This is a genomic window from Streptomyces sp. 5-10, assembly GCF_014712245.1.
Classification (GTDB): domain Bacteria; phylum Actinomycetota; class Actinomycetes; order Streptomycetales; family Streptomycetaceae; genus Streptomyces; species Streptomyces violaceusniger.
Genome location: NZ_JACVYG010000045.1, coordinates 64,994 through 89,455, shown reverse-complemented (window position 1 = coordinate 89,455; position 24,462 = coordinate 64,994). Strand labels below are relative to the sequence as shown.

At 72.0% G+C, this 24,462-nt stretch carries 22 protein-coding genes; 8 read left to right on the top strand and 14 right to left on the bottom strand.

Features of this window, described 5'->3' with window-relative positions; translation table 11 throughout:
- Positions 1-235: 235 nt before the first annotated feature.
- Positions 236-1,267 carry an SGNH/GDSL hydrolase family protein gene (locus IEJ02_RS36270; protein ID WP_191068684.1) on the bottom strand — a complete coding sequence of 344 codons (1,032 nt, stop codon included), beginning with the start codon at positions 1,265-1,267 and terminating at the stop codon, positions 236-238.
- Between the two features lie 196 nt (positions 1,268-1,463).
- Between IEJ02_RS36270 and IEJ02_RS36265 the strand changes: the two genes are divergently transcribed.
- The gene (locus tag IEJ02_RS36265) at positions 1,464-2,849 is read left to right on the top strand and encodes a cystathionine beta-synthase (protein WP_191068683.1); all 1,386 of its coding nucleotides are present in this window, start codon (positions 1,464-1,466) and stop codon (positions 2,847-2,849) included.
- Positions 2,850-3,128: 279 nt separating this feature from the next.
- Here IEJ02_RS36265 and IEJ02_RS36260 read toward each other — a convergent pair whose 3' ends face one another.
- Complete coding sequence (locus tag IEJ02_RS36260; RefSeq protein ID WP_191068682.1) at positions 3,129-3,566, bottom strand: hypothetical protein; 438 nt, start codon at positions 3,564-3,566, stop codon at positions 3,129-3,131.
- Between the two features lie 120 nt (positions 3,567-3,686).
- Here IEJ02_RS36260 and IEJ02_RS36255 point away from each other — a divergent pair, with 120 nt between their 5' ends.
- From IEJ02_RS36255 to IEJ02_RS36240, 4 genes are all read left to right on the top strand, one after another.
- The gene (locus tag IEJ02_RS36255) at positions 3,687-5,066 is read left to right on the top strand and encodes an acyl-CoA synthetase (RefSeq protein ID WP_137978283.1); all 1,380 of its coding nucleotides are present in this window, start codon (positions 3,687-3,689) and stop codon (positions 5,064-5,066) included.
- A gap of 95 nt (positions 5,067-5,161) precedes the next feature.
- A complete protein-coding gene (locus tag IEJ02_RS36250; RefSeq protein WP_137978282.1) occupies positions 5,162-5,437 on the top strand; it encodes a hypothetical protein in 276 nt (91 codons plus the stop codon).
- Positions 5,424-6,047, top strand: coding sequence for a DUF6879 family protein (locus tag IEJ02_RS36245; RefSeq protein ID WP_191068681.1), 624 nt, complete (start codon positions 5,424-5,426; stop codon positions 6,045-6,047). The genes IEJ02_RS36250 and IEJ02_RS36245 overlap by 14 nt, the downstream gene beginning before the upstream one ends.
- Before the next feature lie 57 nt (positions 6,048-6,104).
- Positions 6,105-8,435, top strand: coding sequence for an ATP-binding protein (locus tag IEJ02_RS36240; RefSeq protein WP_317986012.1), 2,331 nt, complete (start codon positions 6,105-6,107; stop codon positions 8,433-8,435).
- Between the two features lie 460 nt (positions 8,436-8,895).
- Here IEJ02_RS36240 and IEJ02_RS36235 read toward each other — a convergent pair whose 3' ends face one another.
- The 10 genes from IEJ02_RS36235 to IEJ02_RS36190 all read right to left on the bottom strand — a co-directional run bounded on the left by IEJ02_RS36235 (position 8,896) and on the right by IEJ02_RS36190 (position 17,703).
- Positions 8,896-10,011, bottom strand: a complete 1,116-nt coding sequence (locus IEJ02_RS36235; RefSeq protein ID WP_191068680.1) for a radical SAM protein — start codon at positions 10,009-10,011, stop codon at positions 8,896-8,898.
- Entirely contained in the window at positions 9,995-10,600 is a 606-nt protein-coding gene (locus tag IEJ02_RS36230) for a class IV adenylate cyclase (RefSeq protein ID WP_223865042.1), read from the bottom strand. Before IEJ02_RS36230 ends, IEJ02_RS36235 begins: the two co-directional genes overlap by 17 nt.
- A gap of 186 nt (positions 10,601-10,786) precedes the next feature.
- Positions 10,787-11,635 carry a helix-turn-helix domain-containing protein gene (locus tag IEJ02_RS36225; protein ID WP_191068679.1) on the bottom strand — a complete coding sequence of 283 codons (849 nt, stop codon included), beginning with the start codon at positions 11,633-11,635 and terminating at the stop codon, positions 10,787-10,789.
- Between the two features lie 37 nt (positions 11,636-11,672).
- A complete protein-coding gene (locus tag IEJ02_RS36220; protein ID WP_191068678.1) occupies positions 11,673-12,200 on the bottom strand; it encodes a DUF6879 family protein in 528 nt (175 codons plus the stop codon).
- Positions 12,154-12,435, bottom strand: coding sequence for a hypothetical protein (locus IEJ02_RS36215; protein WP_191068677.1), 282 nt, complete (start codon positions 12,433-12,435; stop codon positions 12,154-12,156). Before IEJ02_RS36215 ends, IEJ02_RS36220 begins: the two co-directional genes overlap by 47 nt.
- Positions 12,436-12,620: 185 nt before the next feature.
- Positions 12,621-14,069 carry a purine-cytosine permease family protein gene (locus tag IEJ02_RS36210; RefSeq protein ID WP_191068676.1) on the bottom strand — a complete coding sequence of 483 codons (1,449 nt, stop codon included), beginning with the start codon at positions 14,067-14,069 and terminating at the stop codon, positions 12,621-12,623.
- Between the two features lie 73 nt (positions 14,070-14,142).
- A complete protein-coding gene (locus IEJ02_RS36205) occupies positions 14,143-15,081 on the bottom strand; it encodes an ABC transporter substrate-binding protein (RefSeq protein WP_191068675.1) in 939 nt (312 codons plus the stop codon).
- A 126-nt stretch (positions 15,082-15,207) separates the two neighbouring features.
- The gene (locus IEJ02_RS36200) at positions 15,208-15,885 is read right to left on the bottom strand and encodes an ABC transporter permease (RefSeq protein ID WP_137978279.1); all 678 of its coding nucleotides are present in this window, start codon (positions 15,883-15,885) and stop codon (positions 15,208-15,210) included.
- Between the two features lies 1 nt (position 15,886).
- Entirely contained in the window at positions 15,887-16,528 is a 642-nt protein-coding gene (locus IEJ02_RS36195) for an ABC transporter permease (protein WP_191068674.1), read from the bottom strand.
- Positions 16,525-17,703, bottom strand: coding sequence for an ABC transporter ATP-binding protein (locus IEJ02_RS36190; protein WP_191068690.1), 1,179 nt, complete (start codon positions 17,701-17,703; stop codon positions 16,525-16,527). The genes IEJ02_RS36195 and IEJ02_RS36190 overlap by 4 nt, the downstream gene beginning before the upstream one ends.
- A 161-nt stretch (positions 17,704-17,864) precedes the next feature.
- Between IEJ02_RS36190 and IEJ02_RS36185 the strand changes: the two genes are divergently transcribed.
- From IEJ02_RS36185 to IEJ02_RS36175, 3 genes are all read left to right on the top strand, one after another.
- Positions 17,865-19,391: an aromatic amino acid ammonia-lyase gene (locus IEJ02_RS36185; protein ID WP_191068673.1), complete on the top strand. Its 1,527-nt coding sequence runs from the start codon at positions 17,865-17,867 to the stop codon at positions 19,389-19,391.
- A gap of 31 nt (positions 19,392-19,422) precedes the next feature.
- Positions 19,423-20,355 carry a MurR/RpiR family transcriptional regulator gene (locus IEJ02_RS36180; RefSeq protein WP_223865040.1) on the top strand — a complete coding sequence of 311 codons (933 nt, stop codon included), beginning with the start codon at positions 19,423-19,425 and terminating at the stop codon, positions 20,353-20,355.
- Between the two features lie 216 nt (positions 20,356-20,571).
- The gene (locus IEJ02_RS36175; RefSeq protein ID WP_191068672.1) at positions 20,572-21,159 is read left to right on the top strand and encodes a hypothetical protein; all 588 of its coding nucleotides are present in this window, start codon (positions 20,572-20,574) and stop codon (positions 21,157-21,159) included.
- A gap of 572 nt (positions 21,160-21,731) precedes the next feature.
- Here the strand turns inward: IEJ02_RS36175 and IEJ02_RS36170 are convergent.
- Together IEJ02_RS36170 and IEJ02_RS36165 are read right to left on the bottom strand one after the other, a co-directional pair.
- Positions 21,732-23,093, bottom strand: coding sequence for a type III PLP-dependent enzyme domain-containing protein (locus tag IEJ02_RS36170; RefSeq protein WP_223865039.1), 1,362 nt, complete (start codon positions 23,091-23,093; stop codon positions 21,732-21,734).
- A 97-nt stretch (positions 23,094-23,190) separates the two neighbouring features.
- Positions 23,191-24,207: an MDR family NADP-dependent oxidoreductase gene (locus IEJ02_RS36165; protein ID WP_191068671.1), complete on the bottom strand. Its 1,017-nt coding sequence runs from the start codon at positions 24,205-24,207 to the stop codon at positions 23,191-23,193.
- Positions 24,208-24,462 lie beyond the last annotated feature (255 nt).

Sequence of the window (24,462 nt, the reverse complement as noted above, 5' to 3'; positions counted from 1 at the left end):
GGCCCCCAGGCCCGGGGCCCGCCCCCCGCCCGGGGTCCGCCCCCTTTTGGGCGGGTCGTCCTCCGGGCGGTACGCGGCCGTGCCGGGGGCCGCGTGCTGCCTGCCGTGTGCCGCGCGCGGCCGAGGACGTCAGCCCGCGGCGGTGGGCCGTGGCGGCCGGGTGGGGTGGCGTCGGGGGCCTGCCCGGCCTCGGGTGGGGGCCGGGCGCCTCCCTGGGGCGCGGCCCAGGGAGGCGTCAGCGGCCCGTAGGGGGCGGGGGCGCCGGGGACGAGGCGTCGGGGGAGCCGGACACGGCCGCGGGCTCCTTCGTCGCGGGGCCCTGGCGGCGCAGCAGACGGGCCCAGGGGCCGCGGGCCGCGGTGACCTCGGTGCCGCCCTCCGCGGCCGCCTCGGCCGCCGCCGTGGCGACCGGCAGGATGCCCTCGTCGAGCATCTCCGGCGCCTCCTCGGGCCACAGGCCCAGCGAGTCGCACAGGGTCGGCAGAACGGCCATCGCGGCCGTGGCGTACCCCTCCGCCGAGGGGTGGTAGTTGTCCGGGCCGAACAGCTCCCGCGGATTCGCCGCGAACTCCGGGCCCAGCAGATCGCCCAGCGAGACCGTGCGCCCGCCCTGCTCCACCACCCCGATCGTCTGCGCGGCGGCCAGCTGTCGGCTCAGCCGCCGCGCGATCCAGCGCAGCGGCTGATAGACGGGCTCGATCGTGCCGAGGTCGGGACAGGTGCCCACGACCACCTCGCAGCCGCTCTCGCGCAGTCTGCGCACCGCGTCCGACAGCAGCCGCACCGATGTTGCGGGCGGCATCCGCCGGGTGACGTCATTGGCACCGATCATGATCACGCATACGTCGGGGAGCAGGTCCGGATCCTCCAGCACCAGCGTGACCTGGCGCTCCAGATCGCTGGACTGCGCCCCCGGCAGCGCCACGTTCCGCAGGTCCACCGGGCGCTCCGCGACCGCCGCCAGCCCCGAGGCGAGCAGCGCGCCCGGCGTCTGACTAGGGCGGTGGACGCCCTGTCCGGCGGCCGTGGAGTCGCCGAGAAAGGCCAGCCGCAGTGGTGGCTGGCCGGTCCTGCGGGCGAAGGCGAAGCCATATCGGCCGTCCGCGCGCGGAGGCGGATCGTCCGACCCGCCCACGACCCGCTTCGCATGGGACACCTCGGTGAGCAGCAGCACGGCGGTCACCCCGCCCAGCAGCCCGATCCCGCCGCCCCCGTACGCCGCCGCGGCGGCGATCCGCCGCGCCACCCTCGCCCTCGACATCGACATGGGTCCAGCCCACCTCCGTCCGCACGCGCACGCGCTTCCTTCTCCTTTGTACGCCTTGCTAACAACTTGTTGCCCCGCGCAGGCTTCGTCCCAACGCGCCGGTCGGAGGGCGGGGGCGCGCAATAAGCTGGCAGCACGGCCCGCGACGGCGGCCGCCCCGACGCGGAGACCCCGCGGAACCGGACCAGGAGCAGGTGTGCAGTACTACGAATCGATGATTGAGCTGGTCGGCAACACCCCGCTGGTGAAGCTCAACACCGTGACCGAAGGCATCCGGGCGACCGTCCTGGCCAAGGTCGAATACTTCAACCCCGGCGGCTCGGTGAAGGACCGGATCGCGGTCCGGATGATAGAGGCCGCGGAGCGCTCCGGGGAGCTGCGGCCGGGCGGCACCATCGTGGAGCCGACCTCGGGCAACACCGGTGTGGGCCTCGCCATGGTCGCCCAGCGCAAGGGCTACAAGTGCGTCTTCGTCTGCCCGGACAAGGTGTCCACGGACAAGATCAACGTGCTGCGGGCCTACGGCGCCGAGGTCGTGGTCTGCCCCACCGCCGTGGACCCCGAGCACCCCGACTCGTACTACAACGTCTCCGACCGGCTGGTCCGCGAGACGCCGGGCGCCTGGAAGCCCGACCAGTACAGCAACCCGAACAACCCGCTCTCCCACTACGAGACCACCGGCCCCGAGCTGTGGGAGCAGACCGAAGGCAAGATCACCCACTTCGTGGCGGGTGTCGGCACCGGCGGCACGATCTCCGGCACCGGCCGCTATCTGAAGGAGGCCAGCGGGGGCCGGGTCCAGGTGATCGGCGCCGACCCCGAGGGCTCGGTCTACTCCGGCGGCTCCGGCCGCCCGTATCTGATCGAGGGCGTCGGCGAGGACTTCTGGCCGACCGCGTACGACCAGACCGTCGCGGACGAGATCGTCGCCGTCTCCGACAAGGACGCCTTCCAGATGACGCGGCGGCTGGCCAAGGAGGAGGGGCTGCTGGTCGGCGGCTCCTGCGGGATGGCCGTCGTGGGCGCGCTGAAGGTCGCCGAGCGGCTCGGTCCGGACGATGTGGTGGTCGTCCTGCTGCCCGACAGCGGCCGCGGCTATCTGTCCAAGATCTTCAACGATGAGTGGATGGCCGACTACGGCTTCCTCGAGGAGGACGGCCCCTCGGTGCGGGTCGGCGATGTGCTCCAGGGCAAGGAGGGCGGACTGCCCTCGCTGGTCCACATGCACCCGGACGAGACGGTGGGCGAGGCCATCGACGTGCTGCGGGAGTACGGCGTCTCGCAGATGCCGATCGTCAAGCCGGGCGCCGGCCACCCCGATGTGATGGCCGCCGAGGTCATCGGCTCGGTGGTGGAACGCGAGCTGCTGGACGCCCTGTTCGCCAAGCGCGCGGAGCTGACCGACCCGCTGGAGAAGCACATGAGCCCGCCGCTGCCGCACGTCGGCTCCGGTGAGCCGGTCGAGGACCTGATGGCGGTGCTGGGCACGGCGGACGCGGCGATCGTGCTGGTGGAGGGCAAGCCCAAGGGCGTGGTGAGCCGGCAGGACCTGCTGGCGTACCTGGCAGGCGCCCCGAAGTGAGGGTCCGTAAGGGTCCCAACCGCGCTTCGGGCAAGTGGTACGAACGTGTCACGCGCCCGCAGCACAGGGTTAACACAGCTCCGGCAGATTAGTGGGCGTCGGAAGGACGACACCGACACCCGAGATGAGGCGACAGGACCTCCGGAGCGGCTCCCGGACCTCCATGGTCGCCTGGACGCGGAATCCCGGCCCTGACCCGGCCCGCGTCCCCGCGGGGACCGCCGTCGTCCCGCCCTCGGTGCTTGTCACCGGGGTGCGGCGGTCCCCGCGCAGATTTTCCTAGTCCCCGCTCTCCTCCTGCCCGCGGCCTCGGCGGAGCCAGGAGAAGGCCCCCATGGCGTGGACGGCGTTGACGCCGAAGATCCCGGCCCAGGTGATCAGCAGGCCCGGCAGGCCCTCGTTCGCGACGCCGATGGCCGACAGCGGGATGGCCAGCACCAGGGAGACCCCGACGAAGGCGAAGCGCTCGCCGACACCCAGGCCGTGGGCCTGGTCCGCGGGCGCGCCGGTGGCGTACGGGCGGCTGCCGCGGGCCGCCGCCATCTGCTGTTCGGCGAGCTGGCGGCGGACATGGCGGTCCGCCGTATCGTTGAAGCGCTGCTCGACCTTCTCCATGAAGGAGTCGACCAGCTCCGACTCGTACTCCGCACCCAGCTCCTTACGGGTTTGCAGGGCCGCGTCGAGTTCCTTTTTCAGATCCGGGTCACGGGCGTCCATGCTTAAGGACGGTACGGTCGCGGGGACGCTTTGTCGGTAGGGCTAGCACCCGAAACCAGCCCCCCGGAAGACGCGCGGGCCCGAGAAGCACCCCGGCCCGCTGTGGAAGGAGTCAGTTTCGTGACCGCACCTCTCCTCACGTCCCTCGCCGCGCCCGGCGGCGACCGCCCCGACGCCCTGAGCGTCGGCGGCCGCGCGCTCTCGCGCGAGGAACTGCTCGGTGCCGCGGGCGCGGTGGCGGCCCGTATCGCCGGTGCGCCGGTCGTCGCGGTGCGGGCGACCGCGACCCCGGAGACGGTGGTCGCGGTGGTCGGCGCGCTGCTGGCCGGGGTGCCGGTGGTGCCCGTACCGCCGGACTCCGGCCCGGCCGAACGCGACCACATACTGCGGGACTCGGGCGCCGCCCTGCTGCTCACCGGGGAAGCCGTGGACGCCCCGGTCGAGACCGTCCCGGTGGACCTGACCGAGCGCGCGGCGTGGACGAAGCCGGAGCCGGACCCGGAGTCCACGGCGTTCATCCTCTACACCTCGGGCACCACGGGGGCGCCCAAGGGCGCGCTGATCTCCCGGCGGGCGGTGGCCGCCGACCTGGACGGGCTCGCCGCGGCCTGGGCCTGGACCGCGGAGGACACCCTGGTCCACGGGCTGCCGCTGTTCCATGTGCACGGGCTGGTGCTGGGCGTGCTGGGCCCGCTGCGGGTGGGCAGCGGTCTGGTGCACACCGGCAAGCCGACCCCGGCGGCGTACGCGACGGCGGGCGGCAGCCTCTACTTCGGCGTCCCCACCGTCTGGAACCGCGTCGTCCAGGACCCGGACGCCGCCCGCGCCCTCGCCTCCGCCCGGCTGCTGGTCTCCGGCAGCGCCCCGCTGCCCGCCCCGGTCTTCCGCGACCTGGAGCGACTCACCGGCCAGCGCCCCATCGAGCGCTACGGCATGACCGAGACCCTCATCACCATCAGCACCCGCGCCGACGGCGAACGCCGCCCCGGCTACGTCGGCACCCCGCTGTCGGGCATCCGCACCCGGATCGCCGCCGAGGAGGGCGCCGAGATCGGCGAACTCCAGCTCACCGGCCCGACCCTCTTCGACGGCTACCTGAACCGCCCCGAGGCCACGGCCGGTTCCTACACCGAGGACGGCTGGTTCCGCACCGGCGACATCGCCGCGATCGACCCGGACGGCTTCCACCGCATCGTGGGCCGCGCCTCCACCGACATGATCAAGTCCGGCGGCTACCGCATCGGCGCGGGCGAGGTCGAGAACGCCCTGCTGGACCACCCGGCCGTCCGCGAGGCCGCCGTCGTCGGCGCCCCGCACGAGGACCTGGGCCAGGAGATCGTCGCGTATGTCGTGGCCGACGGCATCGGGGAGAAGGAGCTGATCGACTTCGTCGCCTCCCAGCTCTCCGTCCACAAGCGCCCCCGCAAGGTGCGCTTCCTGGAGGCCCTGCCCCGCAACGCCATGGGCAAGCCCCAGAAGAAGCTCCTGCCCCCGGCCTGATCTCGGCTTGATCCAGTCCTCGATCCCAGCGGCCGTTGCCATCCGTGAAGGCCATTCCTACACTCGGTAACCACGACGGATGAGTGGAGAGAGCGATGGCCCGTGCATGGGAAGCCGACCCGTCCGCGTCGTTCGCGCGTCGATTAGGAAAGTCGGCGCGCGAGCTCGGAACCACGGGTGGACGCGACGGGTGCCCGGACATCTGGCAGCTCGACAACGGTGACATCGCGGTCATCGGCCGCGACCTCACCGACACCTACCGGGCGAAACTCCCCGACGACGCCAGCATCGCCCCTGACGAACGCCTCGTCGTCATCCCGGGCTCCACCTTGAGCGCCGCGAAACCGGACATCCCCGATGCTCGGACTTGACGACCCCCGCCTCGACACCAGCCAGGGCGAAGAGCTCCCCCTCGACGTCTACCGCCGCGACTTCCGCGAGCGGCAGTGGACGATCGACGGCCAGGACTCCTGGAAGCTGGAGCGTGGGCAGCACTTCAGGGAGCCGGGATTCACCAGCTGGGAGGCGTTCGCCCGGGGCGACTGGGACGAATCCCTGCGTCTCATCGAGGAGGAGCGCGACTATCTGCGGGAATTCTCGCAGGAGGTCGAAGACCACCGGATCACCCTCTACCGGGTCCGGGTGGTCGAGGAGCCCATCACCCCGTATTTGCAGTGGGAGCTGCATCTGCTGCGGCTGCGTGCCGAATGCGGGGAGAGGATCCGGGTGGTTGGCCCGGAACACCTCGCCGACCTGGAGAGGTTCGAACCGCTGCCGGAGATCCTGACACTGGGCGACTCCACGACCTACCGGATCCGCTACACGGACCAGGGCATTCTCGACGGCGCGGTGCGATTCACGGATGCCGGGATCACCACCCGCTGCCGCGCGCTCACCAGGGATCTCTACGACGCCGGTGAGGATCTGGGGTCGTATTTCGCCCGCGAAGTAGCGCATTTACCGCCACCACAACCGGAGTAGCAGATCAACGAGGATCACGGGACGCATTCCGAACTGTCCGGGTCCGCGGGTGACGTCGTGCAGGCCCGGGACGTCAGCGGAGGCATCCACTTCCACAGCGGCGGGCGCCCCGAGAGTCTCAAGCCCCGGCAACTGCCCGGGGATGTCCGGGGATTCGTCAACCGGGGCCAGGAGCTGGGACGGCTCGACGCCATCCTGACCGACGGCGGCGATGAATCCGTTTCCGTCCCGGTCTGCGTTCTCGCCGGAACCGCGGGCGTCGGCAAGACCTCCCTGGCGCTGCGCTGGGGGCACCGCGTACAGGACCGTTTCCCCGATGGCCAGTTGTATGTGAACCTGCGCGGTTATGACCCGGGTGCGCCGGTCACCCCGCAGGAGGCGCTGCACCGGTTCCTCTCGGCCCTGGGCGTACCGGCGGTGGCGATTCCGGCGGACCTGGAGGCGGGCGCGGCGCTCTACCGGTCGCTGCTCGCCGGGCGCAGGGTGCTGGTCATCCTCGACAACGCGGCCACCGCGAGCCAGGTCAGACCGCTGCTTCCGGGTGCCGCAGGCTGCCTGGTCATCGTGACCAGCCGGAGCCGGCTGTCCGGGCTGGCCGTCCGCGACGGGGCGCACACGCTGACCCTGGGCACGCTGGACGAGAAGGAGGCCGTCGCGCTGCTGAGCGTCGTCACCGCCCCCTACCGTCCCCAGGACGACCCGGGTCGGCTGATCGAGCTGGCGCGGCTGTGCGCCCGCCTTCCGCTGGCCCTGCGCATCGCCGCGGAGCGGGCCGCCAGCCGTCCGCGGATGGGGCTGGACGACCTGATAAGAGACCTTCGCGACGAGTCAGCCCTGTGGGACGCCCTGAGCGTGGGAGACGACGAGGAGGCCGAGGCGGTGCGTACCGTGTTCGCTTGGTCCTACCGGGCGCTGCCCGCGGAGGCGGCGCGTCTCTTCCGGCTGCTCGGGTTGCACCCGGGCGCCGAGTTCGGGACCGCGGCCGCCGCCGCTCTCGACGGGGGCGGGGGCACCGGCCGCATCCGGCATCTGCTGGACGTTCTGGTCGGCGCCCATCTGCTGGAGCAAACCGGGCCCGACCGCTACGAGTTCCACGACCTGCTGCGTGCCTACGCGGCCGACCAGGCGCGGCACGAGGAGTCCCCGGAGGAACGCGGGGCGGCGTTGCGGCGGGTGTTGGTCTGGTATCTGCACTCCGCGGACGCGGCCCAGACCTGGATCAATCCCCAGGAGGCCCATATCCCGCTCGATCCGCCGGGCGACGGCCTCTGCCCCGCGTCCTTCGCGGACTACGACGAGGCCATGCGGTGGTACGAGACGGAGCGCGGCAATCTGCTGGCCGCGACCCGCGCAGCCGAGGAGGCCGGTCTCGATGTGATCGCCTGGCAGCTTCCCGCGGTGCTGCGGAGCGTGCACATGCTCCTGAATCCGTTCGAGGAATGGCTGGCCATGGGCCGCGTCGGACTGCGCGCCGCTCGCAGGCTGGGTGACCGCACCGCGGAGGCCGAGCTTCTGGAGAGCCTCGGGATGGCCTGTACGCAGTCCCATCGCCTCGCCGAGGGGGCCGAGTACCACCAGGGCGCCCTCGCGGCACGCCGGGAGATCGGCGACCGGCTCGGGGAGGCGCTCTCGCTGAACGACATCGGGCTGATCCACTTGCGGGGGCGTCGGCTGGAGGCGGCGAAGGACCACTTCGAGCGGGCCGCGGCGCTCTTCCGGGAGCTGGGCGCGGCCCACTGGGAGGCCGTGGTGACGGCGAACCTCGCCGAGGTGACGTACGAGCTGGCCCGGCCGGAAGTGGCGTCAGGCTATGTGCTGCGGGCCCTGGAGATGCATCGCGAGCTGGGCAACCAGGGCGGCGAGGGCAACGCGCTGCGCATCCTGAGCGCCGTTCAGCGGGACCGCGGGCAGCCGGAGGAGGCGCTGGCCTCCGCCGAGCGCACGCTGGAGATCGCCCTCGCCCACCGCAACCACATGTGGGAGGGGTACTGGCTGCTGGAGCTGGGCCGGGCGCAGCAGGCCAACGGTGCGTTCGCCGCCGCCCTGGTCTCGTTCCAGCGGGCCGCGTCCCTCCAGCGTCGCCTCGGCGACCGGGCGCGGGAGGCCCGGGCGTGGGACGGTGCGGGGGAGACGTACCGGCGGCTCGGACGGCCCGGCGAGGCGGCCGATTTCCACCGTCGCGCCGCGGCGGCCCACCGGGAGTTGGACGACCTGTGGCACACGGCGCTCTCCCTCGACGGGCTGGCCGGTGCGCTGCGCGAGGCGGACGAGGCAAGCGCCGCCGAGGAGGCGCGCCGCCACTGGACCGAGGCCCTGCGCGCGCTCGCCTCGTACGACGACCCCCGGGCAGTCGCCCTGCGCGAACGCATCTCCGCCGCCCTCGCGTGACGCGGCTCGTCAGGAGCGCTCGGCGCGGCCGAACGTGGCGGCCCCGGAAGGGGCCGGCCAGACGAGTCGTGCGGCCTGGACAGTGGGGTCGGTCCGTCGACCGAAGTACCGGGTTGCCCGCTCGGGGGAGGTGAGGCTGAGCTGTCGGGTGCCGTCCACGCCAACGGCGCGACGGCGGCCCCTGGGTGCGGAACTGAAGAAGCTGCGGGAAGCGGCTGGTATGAGTGCCCGCGAAGCCGCCGAGCTGGTATGGACCAGACCCATGCAGATGAAATGGACGGCCCCGTGCCCAAGCTCGACACCGTGCAGATCGACGCCGCGCGAGAACGAGGACTCCGCAGAGGCCGTCACCATCACCCCTGCCTCGCTTGGGATCTTCCTACGCACCGCCAAGGGTGGCGGCCTCGACCACCTCACTCGGAAGCGGTGACGCGCCACAGAACCAGCACGTTTGGGGGCGCTACGCCCGATGCTGGGGCGATGGCGTGCGGGCCGCGTACAGCTTCGTGAGTCTCACCGCTTCGTCGTCTCGGAACGCGGCGACCTCTCGGCAGCGCTGGCTCATGATGAACTCGCCGAGCGGTAGGCACAGGTCCATCCGCTGAATGCACACGCCGACCATGAACGGCCCGTCGGTGGCCCGGTACATCCGGACGCCGTAGTACCCCTCTTGGCAGTCGTCGGGGTTGTTGAACCGGCAGTCGGCGCACGTCTCCGGGAGGCGCACGGGCCGGATGCTCTTCGCGTACAAAGTCCGCCCGTCCGGCAGCCGGTATCGCACTCGCTGATCCGACGCACCCGCCGTGACGACCCTCCGGACCGGCATGGCGTCGAGGTGGTCGACTACTTCCAGCATGGCGGCCAGCGACGCCCCGTCGTCCTCCAGCGACACCAGCATGCGCACGACCACCGACCGACCGTGCTGCTCAATGACGCGCAGCACGCGTTCCACATGGTCGCGGTTCGGGATAACGATGTTGGCCGACACCTTGATGCCGTAGGTGTGAGCGGTCTCGATCGTCTTCGTCAGCGCCTCGAGCTTGCGGGCGGCGAGCTTCGGCGAGGCCAGGCGCGGGCCCTGCACGGCTGCGAGTTCTTCGGGGGTGGTGCCGAACACCGACAGGTTGATGCGGTCGAGGCCGGCCGCCGCGGCTTCCGCGAGGACGGCCGCGCCGTTCTCGCCGTTCGAGGTCAGTCCGACGGTCAGCCCGAGGCGCCGGGCGATGCGGATCAGCCCGGGCAGCTCCGGATGGAGGGTGGGCTCCCCGCCGGTGAAGTGGACTTCGCTGGTAGGCAGGCTGCCGCGGACGGCGGCTAGCGCCAGGGCGAAGTCCGAGTCGGCCGAGATGCGGGCTGGAAGGAAGTCGGCGCCATTGGTCTTCAGGTAGATGGACACCCGGCCGGACCGCCCCGGTGTGCGGGTGAACTCACCTGCGGCGCGGCCGGTGTTGTCGGTGGCCACGGGGGTGCCCTCATTGTGGCAGAACGAGCAGGCGAGCCCGCACGCGTCGATGATCTTCACGCGTAAGGTGCGGTCCGGTCGGACCTCGACCGGCAGGTTACTCGTGTTGCGCATCGTGCCCCTCCATCATCCCGGCCGACGCCCCGCCGGCCGGGAGCCTCGGCGACTCGAACCGCAGGTCGGTGATCGCGTCCAGGTCGATGCCGTACCGGTCGTAGACGTTCGTCGTGTTGACCGACGTCAGGCGCTCGCGGTCGAACCCCAGTGCTTCGGCCGTGGCCCACACCTGCGGCTCGTCGTCCGCCTCGATCTCCAGGTACGGCGGAATGAGGGGCCACTCGTCGACCTCCAGGCGCACGGCGCCGAGTGTGTAGGAAGTGCGCCGGTTCTCCTGGTAGCTGCGCGGCGTCACCCCCATGAGGCCGAGCAGCGCGTTCGTCTCCTCGAAGTTGTCGACCGTGACCTCGGTCTCGTGGGTGCCGTCGACCGCGTCGGTGGAGATCTGCTTGACGCACAGGGTCGTCACGGCCCCGGTGTCGCGCAGGCGCATCCACCGGCCGGGGACGGCCGGGATGGTGTCGTAGACGTACCGACGCATCAGCCGCGGCCCGGCCTGGCGCACACCGCCTGCCTCGACGATGAGCCGCTCCATCTTCGTCGGGTCGATGTCCAGGGCCTTTGCTTCGAATTCGATGCCTGCCATGGGTCTCCGTTCGGTAGGTCCCGCTGTGTGGCGAACGATTGTCGGGGGAGGGCGTTCCCTGGCGAGCTTTCGGCACTCGGCGCACCTGGGCTGCTGGTACTTGGTGGGGATCGCTGTGGGGCCGTGCTTCGAAGCTAGGAAGCCACACCCAGCGGGTGCGAGGATCTTGCACCTTCTTGCGCGCCTTCACACGAGAGCGTCAATCGCCTTGGTGATCAATGATCGGGCGTGGGTGCCATGAACGGCCATGGAGGCGAACGCGGCGAAGGTTCGCACGTACTCGGCAATCTCCGGGGGCCGGGTGATCCGCAGATAGCCAGAGGTCAACTCGACCGCGACCTCTGCCTCGTCGAACATGTAGAAGTCTTCGACCGGGAGGTGCGGCCGCTCGGTGCCCATCGGGATGATGCCGAGGCTGACGAACGGGCTTGAAGCCGCGGTGATGAGCTGGCCGAGCTGTCGGGCCATGGTGCTGGAAGCGCACACAGCGGCGTACAGCACGTACTCCTCGATCAGCAGGCCGAAGCGGTGCCGGCCCGAGAACAACATGCGCTGCCGGCCCATCCGTGCATCGACGGCGTCCTCGACGTCGTCGACCGGAACGCGGTGCCGCTGGATGGATCTCAGTACCGCAGTGGTGTACTCCGGCGTCTGCACCATTCCGGGCAGAACACGGCTGGCGTAGACGCGGAAGAGGCGCGTGCGTTCGTACAGCGGGGCAACCGACTCTTGCTCAGCCCGAAGGCCGGAGTGCTCGGTGCGCCGCCACTCGGTGTACATCGAGTCGACGGCGCGCGCGGTGGCAATCAGGTCGGGCACCTGGTCGTCGGCGCCACAAGCCGCGCACCAGGCGCGCAGGTCTTCCTCTGATGGCGCGGTCCTGCCGTTTTGGATGCGGGACGTCTTGCTCTCGTGCCATCCGCAGCGGGCAGCCAGCTCGGCCCCCGTGAGCCCGGCGTCCTTGCGGATCTCGACCATCCGGTTCGCGAGGGCCTTGCGAGCCTCGATGACGCTGGAGGACGGGGACGAGGGCATAGGCGGTGAGCTCGACTTATTGATGGGCGGATAGGGGTCAGACGACGTACTCGGAGTGTGGAATGCCCCGGTCCCACACCGCCTCGAATGCAGCCGTCACTATCTCCACGGTGGCCGGGTCCTCGTTGAATTCGTGTCCTGCCCACTCACCGTCACCAGTGAACCAATGGAACAGGACGCGGCGGTCATCGATCAGCCACAGGTCGTTGCCTGGGAGGGCGAGATCAGAGGCGAGACGTCGAGGCAGCCAGCGAACCCGCTCGCCGAGCGCGACATTGTGCCGCTCAGTGATCGCATGCTCCCAACGGATGTAGTCGGTCACCGGTTCGGAGACGACTCGCGCCCGGCGCATGACGACGCCCCGGGCGATGGTCTCGCGGACCAGGCCGGCCCACTCCCGGTATTCCTGCGGAAGTTGGTACTCCTCGGGCCGGTCGACAGGCTTGCCCGCTCGCCAGTCGGCGTACACCGGGTCATCCATGTAGGAGTCGCGCATCTCCAGGTGACACGCGGAGTGCTCAGCGCTCCTCAGCAGGGCGGCAAAGTCCGGCACGCTCTGCGTCATCGCACACCTTCCTCAGATAGGGGATCATCCTGACGGGGACACGGACCACGCCCTCATGCCCCGGAACGCCGATCGGGTGTCCCTCCACCCACTCGGTTCCGGCGATCTCGGTGTGCATGTCCGGGTCGGGCAACCATCCCTGAATGACGATCTCTGCTTTCTCGTCTTCGAGCCAGACCGTGGGCGAGCCCCCGTTGGGTGTGTCCGGGTCGATGCCAACGAACCTCAGTGACATGGCTTCCCTCCAGGGATCGGGCCGGACGGGTCATGCACGAGATTGCCCAGGGGACAGCCTGCACGGCTACGGTCTTGCGTGAACTTGCACCCTTCCCGGGGCCCGGCCCCGAAGGCGCCCTCCCTCGTACCGGCTGTGCGCCGGGGCGCCCCTGGAATCGGACACAGGGGCGGTGCGGGTCCGGCTCACCCGGACTCGGTGACGTACGGGCGGCCCGGTGTCGGCTCCGGGACGAGGATCATGCGGTCCGGGACGTGGGCGGTGTCGCGGTGGGCCAGGAGCCAGTAGACGGCGGCGGGGACGGCCAGGCCGACGAGCCAGGAGATGTCCGCGCCGCCCAGTGGGGCGACGAAGGGGCCGGTGTAGAAGGCGGTGGACAGGAAGGGGAGTTGGGCGAGGACGCCGAGGGCGTAGGTGGACATCGCCTTCCAGCGCCAGGCGCCGTAGCGGCCGTTCGGGTCGCTGAGGGCGGGGATGTCGTAGCGCTCCTTGGCGATGGCGTAGTAGTCGACGAGGTTGATCGCGCTCCACGGGGTGAAGAAGGTCAGCAGGAACAGCAGGAAGTCCTTGAAGGAGGACAGGAAGCTGTCCTTGCCGAGCAGCGCGACCGCCGTGCCCGCGACCATGATCCCGGCGATGTAGGCGGCCCGGCCGCGCGGGGAGAGGGTGGCGCGGCCGCGGAAGCCGCTGACGCTGGTCACCATCGACATGAAGCCGCCGTAGGTGTTGAGGACGTTGATCGTCAGCTTGCCGAGGGCGATGACGAAGTAGAGCAGCGAGGTGATCAGGGCCGCGCCGCCGCCGAGGCCGACGATGTACGAGACCTCGTGGCCGACGAAGGCGTGGCCGGCCGCGGCGGCCGCGAGGGCGCCGAAGGTCATGGACCACTGGGAGCCGAGGACGGTGCCGGCGAGGGTCCAGGAGAAGGTGGCCTTCGCGGAGGTGGCGCGCGGCAGATAGCGGGAGTAGTCGGCGACGTACGGGCCGAAGGCGAGCTGCCAGGAGGCGGACAGCGACACCGCGAGGAGGAAGAGCGGGAAGTCGAAGGTCCGGTCGTGGAGGAGGGTGGCCAGATCGGTGCGGTCCAGCAGCCGGATGCCCAGGTAGACGAAGGCCAGGGCGCAGACGACGCCCGCGATCCGCCCCAGGGTGTGGATCAGGCGGTAGCCGACCGCGGCCGCCACGGCGGTGACGAGGGCGAAGAGGACGATCCCGGTGGTGTCGCCGAGATGGGTGAGCTCGCCGACCGCCTGTCCCGCCAGCACGCTGCCGCTGGCGAAGAAGCCCACGTACATGACGATGACCAGCAGCAGCGGGACGATCGCGCCCCGGACCCCGAACTGGGCCCGGGAGGAGATCATCTGGGGCAGGCCGAGCCGCGGTCCCTGGGCGGAGTGGAGCGCCATGACGGCTCCGCCGAGCAGGTTGCCGATCAGCAGGGCGATGATCGCCCAGAAGGCGGCGGCGCCGAAGACCACCGCCAGGGCGCCGGTCACGACGGCGGTGATCTGGAGGTTGGCGCCGAGCCACAGGGTGAACTGGCTGAAGGCGGTGCCATGGCGCTCCGCGTCCGGGACGACGTCGATCGAGCGCTTTTCGACCAAAGAGTCCAGCGCGTCCGGGGAGTCGGGCATACGGTGCTCCTGCCGCTACTTCTTGGTGAGCCGTCTATTTGGTGGTGAGCCGTCTACTTCGTGGTGAGGCCGTCTACTTCTTGGTCAGGCCGTTCTTGGCGGCCCAGTCGGCGGCGACCCGGTCCGGGTCCTTCTTGTCGTTGCTCACCAGCTTGTTGAGCCGGGCCAGTTCCCGGGTGGTGAGGGCGCCGCCCAGGCGGGCCAGGGCCTTGCGGACCTTGGCGTCGGCCTTGGCGGCGCGGATCACGGGCACGATGTGCTGGGCGGGGATGAGGGCCTTGGGGTCGGCGAGGATCACCCAGTCGTTGGCCTCGATGTCGGGGTCGGTGGAGAAGAGGTTGGCGACGTCCACATCGCCCTTCTTCAACGCGCCCTTGACCAGGGGCCCGGAGGCGTCGAGGGCCTTGAACTCCTTGAAGGTCACGCCGTAGCGGTCCTTGAGGCCGACCAGGCCGACCACGCGGTTCTTGTCCTCGGCCGGGCCGCCGAAGACCAGCTTGCCGTTCTGCTTGGCGAGGTCGGCGAAGCTGCGCAGCCCGTACTTCCGGGCGGTCTCGCGGGTGACGCAGAAGACGTCCTTGTCCTCGGCGGCCGCGTACGACAGGGCCTCCAGGCCGCTGGGGAGGGCCACGGTGAGGGCGTTCTGGAGGTCGCCGGCCTCGGTCTGGGGGGCCTTGTCGTCGAAGTGGAGCAGCAGATTGCCCTGGTACTCGGGGAGCAGATCGATATCGCCCTGCTGGAGGGCGGGGATGACGATCTCTCGGGAGCCGAGGTTGGGCCGCACGCTGGTCTTGATGCCCGCGCCCTTCAGCGCCTCGGCGTAGAGGTAGCCCAGCAGCTGGTTCTCGGTGAAGTTGGCGGTGCCGATGACCAGCCCGCCCAGGCTGCTGCCGCCGCCCGCGCCGCCGCTGCCGCCGTCGCCCTTGAGCGAGGTGACGCCGCCGCTACAGGCGGCGAGCGTGGGCACGGAGGCGCCGGCGAGCAGGCCGCCGAGCAGTTTCCTGCGGTTCATGGGGTCGTCGTCTCCTCGGATCGGAGTGCGGATCGGAGTGCGGATCGGAGTGAAGTCGCTGAGTCGGTGGGGCGCCGAGTCGCGTCGGGGTGAAGTCGGTGGGCCGCTGAGTCGCTGGGGCGGGCTTCAGTGCGCGTGGGCGCGCGGGGGGCGGTTGCGGAACAGCAGCCGCTGCACTCCGGCCAGCGCCAGGTCCAGGGCGATGGCCAGCACGGCGACCAGCACCGCCCCGCCCAGCACCTGCACCAGGTCGCGCTGGGCGAGCCCGTCGAAGACATAGCGGCCGAGCCCGCCGAAGCTGACGTACGCGGCGATGGTCGCGGTGGCCACGACCTGGACGCAGGCCAGCCGCAGCCCGGTCATGATCAGCGGCAGCGCGAGCGGCAGCTCGACCTGGAACAGCACCTGGTACCAGCGCATGCCCTGGCCCCGCGCCGCGTCCCTGACCTCGGGGTCCACGGCGGCCATGCCCGCGTACGTATTGGTGACGATCACCGGGATCGCGAGGGCGACCAGCGAGACGTACACCGGCCACATGCTCAGCCCGCTGGCCAGGAAGACCAGGGTGACCAGGCCGACGGTCGGCAGCGCCCGGCCGAAGCCGGAGAGGTTGATGGCGAGGAACGCGCCGCGCCCGGTGTGCCCGATGAGCAGCCCGACCGGGAGGGCGATGGCGGCGGCGACCAGGGTGGCCAGCAGCGAGTACTGGACGTGCTCCAGCAGGCGGGTGGCGATGCCGTCGGGCCCGGACCACTGGGAGCCGCTGGTCAGCCAGCGGAGGAGGTTCTGGAGTAGTTCGAGCATGTCAGGCACGCCTCCTCAGCCACGGGGTGCACAGCCACTGGATGGTGACCAGCACGGCGTCCGCGACCAGCGCGAGCAGCAGGGACAGGACGACTCCGGCCACGACGGGGGTGGGGTAGTTGCGCTGGAAGCCGTCGGTGAACAGCTGGCCGAGGCCGCCGTACCCGATGTAGCTGGCCACGCTGACCAGCGAGATCGCCATCACCGTGGCCACCCGTACGCCCGCCATGATCACCGGGAAGGCGAGCGGCAGCTCGACGGTGAGCAGGGTGCGCAGCGGACGGGCGCCCATCGCGGTGGACGCCTCGCGGACCTTGGTGGGGACGCTGTCGAGGCCTTCCACGGTGTTCCGGAGCAGCACGACCAGGGTGTAGATGGTCAGGCCGGTGACGGCGGTGGTGCGGGTGAGGCCGGTGACCGGCAGCAGCAGGACGAAGATCGCGATGGAGGGGATGGTGAACAGGATGTTCGAGACCCCGAGCAGGAGTCCGCGCAGCGGGCGCACCCGGTGGGCGATCACGGCCAGCGGCAGTGCGATCAGCAGACCGAAGAGGACGGCGGGGACGGCGGTGGAGAGGTGGTCGAGGGTGAGCGTGACCAGGTCGGACTGATGGTCGGGGAACCAGCCCCAGTCGATGGTCATGCGGTCACGCTCGTGTCGGGGCTCTTCGGGTCCTCGGCGGCTTCGGGCGCCTCGTCGGCTTCGGAAGCCTCGGCGGTCCCGGGCGCCTCGTCGGTTCCGGGGGCGGCGTTCTTGAGGGCGGCCGCGCGGCCCGCCTCCGCGTGGCGCTGCCCCGCGTACTCATGGATCGCCTCGCGCCCGGTGACCCCGGTGAGCACCCCGTCGGCGTCCACGCGGGCCACAAGACCGGCGGGCGAGGCCAGCGACTCGTCCAGGGCGGTGAGCAGCGAGTCGCCGTCCCGCAGCGGGCGCACCGGCAGCAGCGGGGCCCGGTCGCCCTCAGGACCCTCGGTGTCGCGCCAGCCCACCGGCTCACCGCGCTCGGAGGTGACCAGCCGCCAGCGCTGCCCGTCGGCGGGCACGGGCTCCCGGTCCACGTCGGCGAGGGTGGACAGGGAGAGCAGCTTCAGCCCGCGCTCGGCGCCCAGGAAGCCCGCCACGAAGTCGTCGGCGGGGCTCGCCAGCAGCTCGGCGGGGGGTGCGCACTGGACGAGGTGGCCGCCGGTGCGGAAGATCGCGATGCGGTCGCCGAGCCGTACCGCCTCGTCGATGTCGTGGGTGACGAAGACGACCGTCTTGCGCAGCTCGCTCTGGAGCCGCAGCAGCTCGTTCTGGAGCTGGGTCCGTACGACCGGGTCGACCGCCCCGAACGGCTCGTCCATCAGCAGCACCGGCGGATCGGCGGCCAGCGCGCGGGCGACCCCGACGCGCTGCTGCTGACCGCCCGAGAGCTGGTGCGGGTAGCGCTTGCCGGAGTCGGCGGGCAGCCCGACCAGCTCCAGCAGCTCGGCGGCGCGGGCCCGCGCCTTGCGGCGGCCCCAGCCCAGCAGCAGCGGGACGGTGGCGATGTTGTCGAGGATGGTGCGGTGCGGGAAGAGCCCGGCCTGCTGGATCACATAGCCGATTCCGCGCCGCAGCTCGGCGGCGTCCGCTCGCAGGACATCACGCCCGCCCACGCTCACCGTGCCGCTGGTCGGCTCGACCATGCGGTTGACCATGCGGAGCGTGGTGGTCTTGCCGCAGCCCGAGGTGCCGACAAGAACGGTGATGCCCCCTTCCGGGAGCTCGAGACTGAGGCGATCCACCGCCGTGGTGCCGTTCGGGTAGTGCTTACTGACGTCCTTGAAGCTGATCATCCGCTTCCCCTTGCCCTGTCTGCATATAGTCATGCACAGTCATAGTCGAGTGAATAGAAGTCAAGAGGTCTGCGTTAATCACCGGTTACATCTGCTCGCGATGTGGACGGAGTACTGGACGGTTGGCCCAGAAAAGGCGTGTTCGAGAGGGGTTGCCCTGGATGTTGTCTCACATGCTGGATGCTGATCACGCGGCGACCGACGGCACCGACGGCGCCGACCCGCGGATCACGCTGGACGGCCGGAGCCTACGCGTCGTGGATGTCGTGCGGCTGGCCGACCGTCTCAGCCGGCCCGCCGCGCCCGATCCCACCGCGCTCGCCCTGGCCGAGCGCGCCTGGGAGACCGCGGACCGGCTCGCGGCCACCGGCCGCGTCTACGGGCGCAGCACCGGAGTGGGCGCCAACCGCACCGAGGACGTCGGCCCGGCCGACTCCGACCACGGGCTGCGGCTGCTGCGCAGCCACGCCGGCGCGATCGGCGCACCGCTGCCCGGCCGCGAGGTGCGCGCCATGATGGCCGTCCGCGCCAATCAGCTGCTGGCGGGCGGCGCCGGGCTGCGCCCCGCCGTCGTCACCGCGCTCGTCGAGGGCCTGGACAGCGGCGCCCACCCGGTGATCAACGAGTACGGCGCGGTCGGCACCGGGGACCTCGCCGCGCTCGCCCAGACCGGTCTCGCGCTCGTCGGCGAGCACCCCTGGGACCTCACCGAGGCCGCCCCGGGCCGTCGCGCCCCCGACCCCATCACCCTCGACAGCAACGACGCCCTGGCGCTCATCAGCAGCAACGCCCTCACCCTCGGCCAGTCCGCGCTCGCCCTCGCCGAGCTGCGGCGGCTGCTGTCCGCCTCGCTCGCCGTGGCCGCGCTCTCGCTGATCGCGGTCGGCGGCTCGTACGAGGCGTACGCCGAACCCGTCCACGCGTCCCGGCCGCACCCCGGCTCCGTGGCGGCCGCCGCCCGGATGCGCGCCCTGCTCGGCGCCCCGCCCCGGCCCACCCCGCCGCTGGGCCGCATACAGGACCCGTACGGCTTCCGCTGTCTGCCGCAGATCCACGGACCGGCGCTGGACGCGGCGGACGCGCTGGAGCGGGTGCTGACCGTCGAGTTCAACGCCGCCGCCGAGAACCCGCTGATCAGCTCCACCGACGAGGCCGCCTACCACCACGGCAACTTCTACGCCGCGCACACCGCCCTCGCCCTGGACCACTTCCGGCTCGCCGTGCTCCAGACCGCCCGGCTCTCCACCGCCCGGCTCGCCGCGCTCAGCGAACCCGACTTCACCCGGCTGCGGCCCTTCCTCGGCGACCCCGCGCCCGCGAGCTCGGGCGTGATGATCCTCGAATACGCGGCGGGGGCGGCCCTCGGCGAGATGCGCGCGGTCTCCCACCCCGCCTCGCTGGGCCATGCCGTGCTCTCGCGCGGGGTGGAGGAACAGGCCAGTTTCGCCTCGCTCGGCGCCCGCCAGACGCTCCGGGTGGCCGACCACTACCGGCTGGTGCTGGGCTGTGAACTGGTCGCGGCCGTACGGGCGTTGCGCCAGCGCGGTCTTGAGCCGGACCCGGAGCTCCCGGCCGGTGTGGCCTTCGCCCTGGCATCGGAAGTGCTCGATCCCCGGATGGAGGACCGGCCGTTGACAGAGGATGTGGCGGTGGCCGCGCGCCTGCTCGACCGGTTGGCGGGGGCTTGAGGGACGAGGGTACGAGGGTCAGGAGGACGTGATGAGTACGGACCACGGGGTGAGTGGTGGGCAGATGGCGCCGGTGGGCGAGGACGTCGCGGTGGCGTCGGCGGGGGTGGCGGGCGGCCCGACCGGCTCCGGTGTTTCGACCTCCGCCCGGCTGCAGGCGCTCTTCGAGGGCCACCGGCTGACCCCGACCCAGCGGCGGATCGCCCACTGCATGGTGCGGCGGGCCGCGGACGCGCCGTTCCTCTCCAGCGTCGAGCTGGCCGAGCTCGCGGGTGTCAGCCAGCCGTCCGTGACCCGCTTCGCGGTCGCCCTCGGCTTCGACGGCTATCCGGCGCTGCGCAAGCATCTGCGCGATGTCGCGCCCGCCGAGCCGGAGGCGGACGAGGGGTCGTACAACGAGTACCAGCAGGCCGTGCAGTCCGAGATCGACAATCTGCGCCATCTCGCCGCGCTGCTGGCCGACCCCGCCCCCGTCGTCCGCGCCGGACGGCTGCTCGCCGCCTCCCGTCCGCTGCCGGTCCTCGGGCTGCGCGCCGCCTCCGCGCAGGCCCGCGGCTTCAGCTACTTCGCGCGCAAGGTCCATCCGGACGTCCGGCTGCTCGACGAGGGCGGCACGATGCTCGACGACCGCGTGGACGCGGCGAAGCGCGCGGGCGCCACGGCGCTGCTGTGCTTCGCGCTGCCGCGCCATCCGCGCGAGGTCGTGGAGGGTCTGGAGTACGCCCGGAAGGCGGGCCTGACCGTGGTCACCGTCGCGGACAGCGCCTTCGCCCCGGTGGCCCGCCACAGCGATCTGCTGCTGCCCGCGGCGGTCGGCACGGGCCTCGCCTTCGACACCGCGTGTGCCCCGATGCTGCTGGGGCGGGTGCTGCTGGAGGCGATGTGCGACGCGCTGCCGGACGCGCAGGCGCGGCTGGAGGAGTTCGACGCGAAGGCCGCGGAGCGGGGCCTGTTCGTGGAGTGAGCCGGGCTTCCGGCCCGGGCTTCCGGCCCGGGCTTCCGGCCCGGGCTTCCGGCCCGGGCTTCCGGCCGGGCTTCCGGCCCGGGCTTCCGGGCCGCTCCGTGTGCCAACCCCCGTCCCTCTCACCGAATTCTCAGGCATCCTGGCTAGATTCCTCGATTGGATTCGTCGATTCGACATGGATTTCTTCCGGGATTCACTGGGGTGAGGAGGTCGGTCGTGGGGCGCGGGGCGTATGCGCTGGCACGGGTGGCGGTGATCGTGAGGGCTCCCGCGGGGTGGCTGTGGTGGCCCGGTGTGCTGGCCGCGGGGATCGGAACACTGGTGCCGGGGCTGACCGGGCGCCGGGTCGGAGTGCTCGCCGGGGCGGCGCTCTTCGTGATCGCGGGGGCCGTGGTGTTCGTGGTGCGCCGGAAGCGCTATCTGGAGCTGGCGCGCGACGCCTCGCGCGCGGGCAAGACGGTCTTCCTCCAGGACCGCGCGGTGACCGTACGGACCCGCCGCCGCGCCCTGCGGTGGTGGCTGCTGCTGGCCTTCCTCGCCGCGATGGGCTCGTCCTTCGCCGTTCCGGCGGCGGGCGGCATGCTGCTGGCGGGGCTCGGCGCCGGGCTGTGGGCCAAGGCCCTGTGGCTGGGCCGCTGGGAGCGCGCACACGACGCGCTGCTGTGGGTGCGCACGGACCGGGTCCCCCGGGGACGGCCCGCGGGCAAGGCCGTGGACGCCTACCAGACGACGGGAATCGTCGCCGGCGACGCGGCACCGGGCGGCGCGAGGCGCTCCCGCGCGATGGCGGGGGCCGGGCGTTGAGGGTCACCTCTGACGGGGTTGCCCCGGTGGGGTTGCGCGGCGTGGGTTGGTGCGGCGCCGTCTCGCGCCTTCGGCGCCTTTGAGCATGGGGGCGGGGGTGCCCTGGCCGGGGCCCGTCGCCGGCGGCCCGCCCGTGGGGGCGGGCCCGGTCGCGGCGCCCCTCCGGCCGGGGCTTCGCCCCGATCCGGACTGCCGGGGGGTTGGGGTACCCCTCTCGAAAACGTTTGACAAATTAGTTGCGCCAGATCAAGTGTTTTCTTGAAGGGGGTACCCCCACCGGGCGGAAGTGGCCGGGCTCGGCCGGGCCACGCGGGGCCCGCAGTCCGGCAACGGCCTCGGCTCCGGGTCACAGAGGCCGCCACCGGGCTTCGCCCCCACCGGCCGGTGGCCGGCGACGTGGCCCGCGCCCGCCCCCACCTGCCCCGATGCTCAATCAACGCCGGCCCAGACGAAAGCGTCACGTGTACGGCGGACTTCTGAGCCCCACAGCCTGGGCGCCCCACAGCCTGGGCGACCCACAGCTTGGGCGCGCCCCACAGCCGGGGCGTCCCACAGCCTGGGCGCCCCGCGCCCTACCGCAGACGGCTCAGGCCCAGCGCGTGCTTCGCGCCGCTCTCGGCCACGATCTCGTCCACCGTCTGGGGCTCCCGTACCGTCGCGAAGCGCACATCGCCGTCGGCGCTCGTCGCGTCGAAGCCGTAGATTCCCGGGCGGGGCAGGCTGTTGTAGGCGAAGTGGTTGGAGAAGTAGTACGCGCCGGTGTCCAGCAGGGCGACCAGGTCGCCCGCCGCCAGCTCCGGCAGTGCCCGGTCGCGGGCGACCAGGTCGCCCGCGAAGCAGCAGGGGCCGGCGATGTCCTGGGGGACCGGGCCGTCGCCGGTCTCCGGCTTGGGGCGGCCCTCCGCGTCGTAGGCCAGCACGCGCAGCGGCCAGGCCTCCGGGGCGAAGACCGTACGGGTGGCGAGCTGGGCGCCCGCGTGGGTGACCGCGATCGGGCGGCCGCCCGCGGACTTCGCGTATTCGACCCGGGCCAGCACCAGTCCGGACTTGGCGAGCAGGGACCGCCCGAACTCGGTCACCAGCTTGTACCGCCCGTCGAAAAGCCCCGGCACGGCGGCCCGCAGCAGCTGGGCGTACTCCCGGTAGTCGGGGGTGACCTCGTCGGAGGTGAAGTTCACCGGGAGGCCGCCGCCGATGTCGAGGGCGTCGATCTGCTGCCGGCCGACCGTCTCGTTGATCTCCTCGGCCAGTTCGTAGGCCGCCCGTATGCCCGCCGCCATCAGCTCCAGCGGACAGCCCTGGGAGCCGACGTGTGCGTGCAGCCGGGTCAGCCAGGGGCGCTCGGCGAAGGCGCGGACGACCCACGCGCGCGCCCCCGGGTCCTGGAGGGCGACGCCGAACTTGGAGGTCGCGGTGGCCGTGCTCAGCGCGTCGATGCTGCCGCCGCCGACCTGGGGGTTGACCCGCAGGCCCAGGGGCGAGGGCGGGGCCGCGCGGTGCCCCACCAGCGCGTCGAGCCGGTCCAGCTCCTGCGGATTGTCGGCGTTGACGGCGATGCCCAGGTCGAGGGCCTCGCGCAGCTCCGCGGCGGTCTTGGCGGGGGAGTCCAGGACGATCCGGTCGGGCGTGACCCCCGCCGCGCGGGCCAGGGCCAGCTCGCCGGGGCTGGCCACCTCGCAGCCCAGGCCCTCGTCGGCCAGCAGCCGCAGGACGGGGACGAGCGCGGCGGCCTTGACCGCGAAGGCGTGCAGGATCGGGGTGCCGGGCGCGACGACCTCCTCGAAGGCCGCGCGCAGCCCGGCGGCCGCGGAGCGGATCCCGGCCACGTCCAGCAGCCCCACGACGGGCTGGTCCGGGCCGAGCAGCCGCTGCTCCACGGCCGCCCGTACGGCCTGTTCGCGCCGGGTGACCATCGCAACCGCTTTCGACGTCATGCCTTCAGCCAACCATCCGGAACGGCCGCGGACCAGCTCCCCCGGGTCCGGAGGCGAATGGTCGGGGCCGGGGCGCGGCCCCGGCCCCGACCCGGGCCTACAGCTCCACCAGCACCGCGCCGAGGTGACGGCCCTCCACCAGCTCGCACAGCGCGCCCGGCGCTCGGTCGAGCCCCGTCAGCCGGGTGTACGGGTAGGTGAGCGCGCCCTCGCGCAGCGCCCGGCCGAACTCGCTCAGGTACGCGGGCATGGCGTCCTGGTGGTCCACCGCGCTGATGCCGCGCAGCGTGATGCTCCGGGTGATCAGGGCCAGGGTGCTGATCCCGGTCGGGGCCAGCGCGTCGTCGGACAGCTGTGCGGCCAGCGCGCCGACCAGGGCGAACCGGGCGTTGCGGCGGGCCAGCGCCAGGGCGGCCCGCAGCTGCTCGCCGCCGACGGTGTCGAAGAGGACGTCGATGCCGTCGGGGGCGGCCGCGCGCAGCTGCTCCTCGATCGATCCGGCGCCCCGCAGGACGACCGCGTCATAGCCCAGCTCCCGCGTTAGCCGGTCGGCCTTGTGCCGGGAGCCGGTGGAGCCGATGACCCGCGCGGCGCCGTGCAGCCGGGCGAACTGCCCGGCCAGGGAGCCCACTCCGCCCGCCGCGCCGGTGACGAACACCGTGTCGCCGCGCCGCACCCCGGCCCCGCGCACCACCCCCAGCCAGGCGGTGAACCCCTGCGAGAGATGGGCGGCGGGGTCCGGCAGCGCCTCGGGGTCGACGGGCGACACCTCGGAGGCGTTCAGGACCGCGTACTCGCGCCAGCCCGCGCGATGGCGGACGAGGGTCCCGGGGGCGAGATCCGTGCCCGGCGCCCGGACCACCTCACCGAGGGCCGCGCCCCGCATCACCTCGCCGGCCTTGTGCAGCAGCTGGGGGAGGCCGAAGGCGTCCGGGTCGGCGAGCGTGAGCGGGCGCATCACGGCGGCGACGCTCATCAGCCGGTTGCGCACCAGCACCTGATCGGGGCCGGGGGTGGGGACGGGAGCGGTGACGACCTCGAAGTGACCGGGGGTGAGTACCCCATCGGGCAGGGCCGCCAGACGGACCTCGCGGTGGGTGGCGGGGAGGGACACGACGGGCTCCTCGGCGGGCGTGGGGTACACGACCTGGTGACGCTACCCCGCGGCGCCAGGCCGGGTCGGCCGCGAGCAGGGCGGTGAGCCCGCGCCGCTGAACCACCTGGCCGTATGCGGAGCCCTACGGTATTGACTAGTCATATTCATCGGCATCAAGATGTGAATAACTCGATCCAGTCGGATGCGACTGATGCGACTGATGCGGCCGATGCGGCCGATGCGGTCGAACGCAGCCGACGCAGCCGACGCAGT

Bases quoted from the DNA above. Each gene is read 5' to 3' on its own strand.
- IEJ02_RS36270 (WP_191068684.1), bottom strand. From the start codon at position 1,267: ATGTCGATGTCGAGGGCGAGGGTGGCGCGGCGGATCGCCGCCGCGGCG.
- IEJ02_RS36260 (WP_191068682.1), bottom strand. From the start codon at position 3,566: ATGGACGCCCGTGACCCGGATCTGAAAAAGGAACTCGACGCGGCCCTG.
- IEJ02_RS36250 (WP_137978282.1), top strand. From the start codon at position 5,162: ATGGCCCGTGCATGGGAAGCCGACCCGTCCGCGTCGTTCGCGCGTCGA.
- IEJ02_RS36245 (WP_191068681.1), top strand. From the start codon at position 5,424: ATGCTCGGACTTGACGACCCCCGCCTCGACACCAGCCAGGGCGAAGAG.
- IEJ02_RS36235 (WP_191068680.1), bottom strand. From the start codon at position 10,011: ATGCGCAACACGAGTAACCTGCCGGTCGAGGTCCGACCGGACCGCACC.
- IEJ02_RS36230 (WP_223865042.1), bottom strand. From the start codon at position 10,600: ATGGCAGGCATCGAATTCGAAGCAAAGGCCCTGGACATCGACCCGACG.
- IEJ02_RS36225 (WP_191068679.1), bottom strand. From the start codon at position 11,635: ATGCCCTCGTCCCCGTCCTCCAGCGTCATCGAGGCTCGCAAGGCCCTC.
- IEJ02_RS36220 (WP_191068678.1), bottom strand. From the start codon at position 12,200: ATGACGCAGAGCGTGCCGGACTTTGCCGCCCTGCTGAGGAGCGCTGAG.
- IEJ02_RS36215 (WP_191068677.1), bottom strand. From the start codon at position 12,435: ATGTCACTGAGGTTCGTTGGCATCGACCCGGACACACCCAACGGGGGC.
- IEJ02_RS36210 (WP_191068676.1), bottom strand. From the start codon at position 14,069: ATGCCCGACTCCCCGGACGCGCTGGACTCTTTGGTCGAAAAGCGCTCG.
- IEJ02_RS36205 (WP_191068675.1), bottom strand. From the start codon at position 15,081: ATGAACCGCAGGAAACTGCTCGGCGGCCTGCTCGCCGGCGCCTCCGTG.
- IEJ02_RS36200 (WP_137978279.1), bottom strand. From the start codon at position 15,885: ATGCTCGAACTACTCCAGAACCTCCTCCGCTGGCTGACCAGCGGCTCC.
- IEJ02_RS36195 (WP_191068674.1), bottom strand. From the start codon at position 16,528: ATGACCATCGACTGGGGCTGGTTCCCCGACCATCAGTCCGACCTGGTC.
- IEJ02_RS36190 (WP_191068690.1), bottom strand. From the start codon at position 17,703: ATGATCAGCTTCAAGGACGTCAGTAAGCACTACCCGAACGGCACCACG.
- IEJ02_RS36185 (WP_191068673.1), top strand. From the start codon at position 17,865: ATGTTGTCTCACATGCTGGATGCTGATCACGCGGCGACCGACGGCACC.
- IEJ02_RS36180 (WP_223865040.1), top strand. From the start codon at position 19,423: ATGAGTACGGACCACGGGGTGAGTGGTGGGCAGATGGCGCCGGTGGGC.
- IEJ02_RS36170 (WP_223865039.1), bottom strand. From the start codon at position 23,093: ATGACGTCGAAAGCGGTTGCGATGGTCACCCGGCGCGAACAGGCCGTA.